Raw genomic sequence first — 6,273 nt, forward strand, 5'->3', positions numbered from 1 at the left:
TCGCCGAGGGCCTGCGGTTCGTGCTGGGGCACCCGCTGCTGCGGGTGATCGCCGCCACCACCGCGGCGTCCAACCTGTTCAGCGCGGTGCTGATGGCCGTGCAGACCGTCTTCTGGGTGCGGGTGCTGGACCTCTCGCCGGCCGCGATCGGGGTGCTGCTCTCGGCCTCGGCGGTCGGCGGGCTCGCCGGTGCGCTGTGCGCGGGCCGGCTCGCCGCGCGGATCGGGCAGGCCCGGCTGATCTGGCTCGCCCCGCTGGTCACCGGCCCGTTCGCGCTGCTCTGGCCGCTCGCGGACGGGGGCACGGGGGCGGTGCTGTTCGCGATCGGCGGGGTGGCGGTGCTGTTCGGCGCGGTGGTCTACAACGTCGCCCAGGTGAGCTTCCGGCAGAGCCTCTGCCCGCCCCGGCTGCTCGGCCGGATGAACGCCACCATGCGGTTCCTGGTCTGGGGCACCCTGCCGCTCGGCGCCCTGCTCGGCGGCGCCGTCGCCGAGCAGGCCGGTCCGCGCACCGCGCTCTGGCTCTGCGCGGCGGGCTTCCTGGTCGTGCCGGTACCGCTGCTGTTCTCGCCGCTGCGCGGGATGCGGGACCTGCCGTCCGCGCCACCGGAGGACGGGAGCGCGGACGCCGGCCCGACGGCGGACGACGACCCGAACGCGGGTGCCGCCCCGACCGCGGATGCCGCCCCGACGGCGGACGTGCCGCCCGCCGCGGACGGGGACCCGGCCGCCGACGGTGTCGCCGGGCGCGATGCCGCCGACGCCGGAAGGGCCCGCTGAACGCGCCGCCCGACCGGGCCCGGAACCACGCCGACCCACCGACGTCCCGAACCGAAAGCGGAGACCCTCCCGTGCACTCCAGCATCACGGCCGCCTACCTGACCCGCTACCGGTCCCTCGCCTCCGCCGCCGGGACCGGCCCCGACCCGGCGCCGCTGCTCCCGCTCACCGGCGCCCAGCGCCGCTTCCTGATCACCCGCCATCGCGACCGGCTGGCCCGGACGGACATCGTCCCGCTGTTCTTCGCCTTCCCCCGAGGCACCGTCGACCTGCCCCGGCTGCGCCGCGCCGCGCTGCGGCTGGCCCGCCGGCACCCCGCGCTGCGCGGCGAGTTCACGGTGCTGCGCGGTACGCCGGTGCTGCGGCTCGGCGAGCCCTCGGTCGAGGTGGCCCGGGTGCCGGTGGACCCGTCCGGCCCGGCCGCCACCGGAGCCGTCGCCACCGGAGCCTCCGCCGCCGGACCCGCCGCCGACGCGGGGACCGCCGCCGGGCTGCCGGAGGGTCCGGCCCGGGCGGCGCTGCTGCGGGCGCTGCTGCTGCTGCGGGCGCTGCTGGACTGGCCGACCGACGGACCGGCGCTGCGGCTGCTGCTGGCGGCCGGACCGCAGGACGAGGAGGAACTGCTCGCCGTGGCCCTGGACCACGCCGCCTGCGACGAGCAGTCGCTCGGCCTGGTCACCGAGGGGCTCGGCGCCGCCTACGCCGACCCCGACGGCGGCGAGGACGCCCCCGGTGCGGGGCAGGCCGAGGCCGTCGAGGAATACCGGGCGGCGGTGGAGGGCCAGTTGGCCACCGAGGCGCGGGCCGCGGGCGAGGCCGCCCAGCAGCACTGGGCCGCCCGGCTCGGCGCCCTCGCCGACGCCCCGGAGAGCAGCGGTCCGGCCGGGGCCGCCCGGTCGACCGGTATGGCCGTGGACCGGCTGCCCGCGGTGACCGGCGCCGCCCGGAGCGGTGTCTTCCCGGCCCTGCTGGACGCCGTGGCCGCCGCGGCGCACCGGCTCGACGGCGGCGACCGGGTGCTCGCGCTGGGCTACCCGTGGGGCGGCCGTCCCGCCGACACCGCGCCGGTGCTCGGCTGCTTCCTCAACACCCTGGTCCACCCCGCGCCGCCCGGCCCGCCCCGCCCGCTCGACGCGCTCGGCGCCGACTGGTGGGACGACCTCGACCACGCGGACACCCCGTACGACGAGGTGGTGCGCGCGGCCCGTTCCGCCGGGGCGAGCTGGTCCGGCGCGCTCGACGGACTGCTCACCTTCGAGGACCTGCACCGCAGGCCCCCGCTGGTGCTGGGCGGGGCCGCCGGCCGCGAGGTCCATCTCGCGGGCCGTCCGCTCGCCGCGCCGATCGCGGTCTCCGCCTCGCACGGCGAGGACCTCCTGGTCCGGCTGGCCTGGGACCGCGAGCGCTACTCGGACGCCGCGGCGGAGGCGGCCTTCGCGACGCTGCTCGCGACCCTGCGCCACCACCTCGGCACCGGGGCCTGACCCGCCGGGTCGTTCCGCCGCCCCGAGCCTCCACCGCCCCGAGCCGCCCCGAGACCCCCGGACCGCTCCACTCGCCGGCCGCCACGCCGCCGGCCGGTCCGGCACGACCACCCCGACCCGTCCCGACACCCCGACCCACCCCGCCGGGCCCGCCACCACCCCCGGCGGGTCCCGGCCCGGGGCAGGCCCCACGCCGCCCGCCCCGAGCTGTCGAACCGAATCAACCACCCGACACAACCTGGGAGTTGCCCATGTTCGCACTCTCCTCCTCGCAGGAGATCGTCTGGCTGCACGAGCAGATGCAGCCCGGCAGTCGTGCCTACAACTTCACCGCCGCCCTCGATCTCTGGGGGCCGCTCGACACCGACGCGCTCCGGGCCGGCCTCACCGCCGTGCTCGCCCACCACCCCGGCCTGCGGCTCGAACTGGTCACCCGCGCCGAGGGGTTGCCGCTCCAGCGGGTCGGCACCCGGACGGAGCCGCGGCTGCGCACCAGCGACCTGAGCGCCGAGGCCGACCCCGAGGCCGCGTTCCGGACCCTGCTGGCCGCCGAGGCCGAGGAGCCGCTGGACACCACCGACGCCCCGCTGCTGCGCTGGCACCTGGTCCGGATCGGCGACGACCACCACCGGCTGATCCACGTCGAGCACCACCTCGTCCACGACGGCCACTCGTTCGCGATCCTGCTCCGCGACCTCTTCACCGTCTACCGCGCCCACGTCCTCGGCGAGGCCGACGCCGTCAGCCTGCCCGCCGCGCCCTCCTACGAGGAGCACGTGCACGCCGCCGAAGCCGTCCGGGACGCCGGTCGTGAGAGCGGACTCGCCTTCTGGAAGCAGGAGTTGGCGGACGCCCCGCTCGACCTCTCGCTGCCGGGCCTGGCCCGTCCCGGCGCCCGCCGCCGCCACCGCGGCGGCCAGCTGCGCCAGTCGATCGGCGCCGACCTCGCCGAGCGGCTGCGCGAGCGGGCCAAGACCGACGGCCACACCCCGTTCTCCACCCTGCTCACCCTCTTCGCCGAACTGCTGCGCCGGCACAGCGGCCACCAGGAACTGATGGTCGGCACCGCCGTCGGCAACCGGCCGCCCGGCTTCGAGGGCACCGTCGGGATGTTCGTCAACACCGTGCCGCTGCGTCTGCGGCTGGACCCGGCCGCGCCGGGCACCGAGGCGGTGGACGAGGTGACCGATGTGCTGTTCCGCGCGCTGCCCCACCAGGACGTGCCGGTGCAGGAGTTGACGCGCGCACTCGGCCGGCACACCAGCGGCGCCGACAACCCGCTGTTCAGTGTGATGTTCAGCGCGCACGACGCGCCGCTGCCCGATGTGCAGGCCCCCGGCCTGGAGGTCTCGCTCTACGAGGGCTTCAACACCGGCACCACCCGCTTCGACCTGGACCTCGTCCTGCTGCCCGACGACCGCCGGGTGGTCGGCGAGAAGCACGGCGCGGCCGGGATGACCCTGGTCTGGGACTACGACGCCGACCTGTTCGGCGAGAAGATCGCCACCCTGCTGTCCGAGCGGCTGCTCGACCTGCTGCGCGGCTATCTCGACGGCCCGGACGCCCTGCTCGCCGACCTCGCGGCGGCGCCCGCCACGGCCGGCGCCGACCTGGATGCCGACGCCGACGCCGATGCCGACGCCGAGGTGCTGCCCGAGCCGGCCGGCCTCGACCCGGCCGCCGTCCACGACCCCACCGCGCTCGCCCTGCTCGCCGGTTCCGAGCGGCTGAGCTACGGCGACCTCGACCGCCGGGTCGGCGAGCTGGTCGAGCGCCTGCGTGCTGCGGGGGTGACCCCCGGGCAGCCGGTCGCCACCGTGCTGCCGCGCGGCGTCGACAGCGTCGTCGCCCTGCTCGCCTGCCTGCGCCTCGGCGCGGTGTACGCGCCGCTCTCCGCCGAGGACCCGCAGGCCAGGCTGGCCCTGCTGCTGGAGCGGCTCGCCCCGGCCCTGGTGCTGGCCACCCGGCAGAGCGCCCTCGCCCTGCCCGCCGACACCACCCCGGCGCTGCTGGACGGCCCGGCCTTCCCCGCGGCCCGCCCGGCCGCCGTGCTCGACGGCGCCGCCTATGTGATCCACACCTCCGGCTCCACCGGTGTGCCCAAGCCGGTCCTGGTCGGCCGGACCGCGCTGGCCCGGTACCTGACCGCCGTGACCGCCCGCTACGGCCTGGGCCCGACCGACCGGGTGCTGCTGTTCGCCCGGCCGTCCTTCGACGTGGCCCTGGAGGAGGTGCTGCCCTCGCTGGTGGCCGGCGCCGCCCTGGTACTGCCGCAGCGCGAGGTCCCGACCGGGCCCGAGCTGGTCGCCGTCCTGGCCGCCCGCGGCGTCACCGTCGCCAATCTGCCGACCAGTTACGCGCTCGCCGTCCGCGAGGACCTCCGCGAGGCGCTGGCGGACGGCCGCTGGGCGCCGCGCTTGCTCGTCCTCGGCGGCGAGCGGCTGCCGGCCCGGGCCCTGCGCGGGCTGACCGAGGGCACCGCCGTCACCGTCCTCAACGCCTACGGCGTCACCGAGGCCACCGTCACCTCCACCGTGCACGAGCTCACCGAGGCCGACCTGGCCCCGGTCGCCGCCGCCACCGAGGGCACGGCCGCCGCCGACGCCGACGCCGCCGACGGGATCGCCGCCGCCGACGCCGACGGGATCGACGACACCGCCGAGATCCCGCTCGGCACCGAACTCCCCGGCGTCCGGATGCACGTCCTGGACACCGGCGGCCAGCCGAGTGGCCCTGGCCGAGGGCTACCTCGGCCTGCCGGCGGTAACCGAGGCCCGCTTCCCGGCCGTCCCGGCCCTCGGCGGCGAACGCGTCTACCGCACCGGCGACCGGGGCTACCGGGACCTCGACGGACAGCTGCGCTTCCTCGGCCGCCAGGACAACCAGGTCAAGCTGCGCGGCTTCCGGATCGAGCTGGAGGAGATCGAGGCCGCCGCCTCCGCCGAACTCGGCGGCCGCTCCTGCGCCGTCCTGCTGCACCAGGACGACAGCGCCGGACCGCGTCTGCTCGGCTTCCTCGACGGCGGCCCGCAGCCCGACCAGGCCGCCCTGCACGCGGCCCTGGCCCGCCGGCTGCCCGCCGGTCTGGTCCCGGCGAGCTGGACCGCGCTCGACGCCATGCCGCTGCTGCCCGGCGGCAAGCCGGACCGGACGGCCCTCGCCCGGCTGGCCGCCGAGGCACCCGTGGGCGCCCCGCCGGAGGCGGCCCCGTCGGCCTTCACCGACCCCGCCCAGCTGCTGATCGCCGAAGCCTGGCGGGAGGTGCTCGGCCACGACCGGTTCGCCCCGGACTCGCACTTCTTCGAGGTCGGCGGCCACTCGCTGCTCGCCGCCCGGCTCGCCGCCTGGCTGGAGCCGCGCCTCGGCAACCGGCCCCCGCTGCGCACCCTCTTCCAGCACCCCGTCCTGGCCGACCAGGCCCGCGCCCTCACCGGAGCCCAGCAGTGACCCTCACCGCCCCCGGCCCCGCCGCCGCCCGTCCCGCCGCCCGTCCCGCCACCGGCACCGGCCTCTCCGCGCCCTCCGCCGTCCTGGAGGCCGAGCACCGCGAACTCGTGGCCGCCTTCGAGAGCTTCGTCCGCCGCGAACTCGAACCGCTCGCGGCCGAGTTGGCCGAGTCCGCCGAACAGCCGCCGGCCGACCTGCGGACCTACGTCCGCAAGCGCTCCGCCGCCCTCGGCTTCTACGCCGGCGACTACCCGGAGGAACTCGGCGGCTCCGGCATGCCGTTCACCGCCGTCGTCCTGCTCCACCACGCCGCCGGGCGCAGCGGCTGCCCGCTCGCCCCCTACGCGCTGGCCGGCTCCGACGGGCCCAGCCCGCTGCTGCGGCACGGCACCCCCGAGCAGATCGAGCGCCACCTGGTCCCGCTGGTCCGCGGCGAGCGCACCCGCTGCCTGGCGCTCACCGAACCCCAGGCCGGCTCCGACGCGTTCCGGCTCACCACCACCGCCGTCCGCGACGGCGACGGCTGGCTGCTGAACGGCCGCAAGACCTTCGTCAGCAACGCC

Annotated in this window: 4 protein-coding genes and 1 pseudogene; all 5 read left to right on the forward strand. The window is 77.4% G+C overall.

What is annotated here, in order from left to right:
* The coding region (locus VR45_RS33955; RefSeq protein WP_159394456.1) for an MFS transporter at positions 1-779 on the forward strand (779 nt) is incomplete at its 5' end.
* A gap of 71 nt (positions 780-850) precedes the next feature.
* The gene (locus tag VR45_RS33960; RefSeq protein WP_045943756.1) at positions 851-2,263 is read left to right on the forward strand and encodes a hypothetical protein; all 1,413 of its coding nucleotides are present in this window, start codon (positions 851-853) and stop codon (positions 2,261-2,263) included.
* 299 nt (positions 2,264-2,562) lie between these two features.
* Positions 2,563-4,941 (forward strand): annotated as a pseudogene (locus VR45_RS33965) (condensation domain-containing protein); the annotation flags it as partial.
* Positions 4,942-5,380: 439 nt separating this feature from the next.
* On the forward strand, positions 5,381-5,710 hold the full coding sequence (locus VR45_RS50825; protein ID WP_353612743.1) for a phosphopantetheine-binding protein: 330 nt from the start codon (positions 5,381-5,383) through the stop codon (positions 5,708-5,710).
* Positions 5,707-6,273 (forward strand): acyl-CoA dehydrogenase family protein (locus tag VR45_RS44770; protein WP_045943757.1); only part of this gene is annotated, 567 nt, incomplete at its 3' end. The genes VR45_RS50825 and VR45_RS44770, both read left to right, overlap by 4 nt.

Source organism: Streptomyces sp. NRRL S-495 (assembly GCF_000966955.1).
GTDB lineage: Bacteria > Actinomycetota > Actinomycetes > Streptomycetales > Streptomycetaceae > Kitasatospora > Kitasatospora purpeofusca.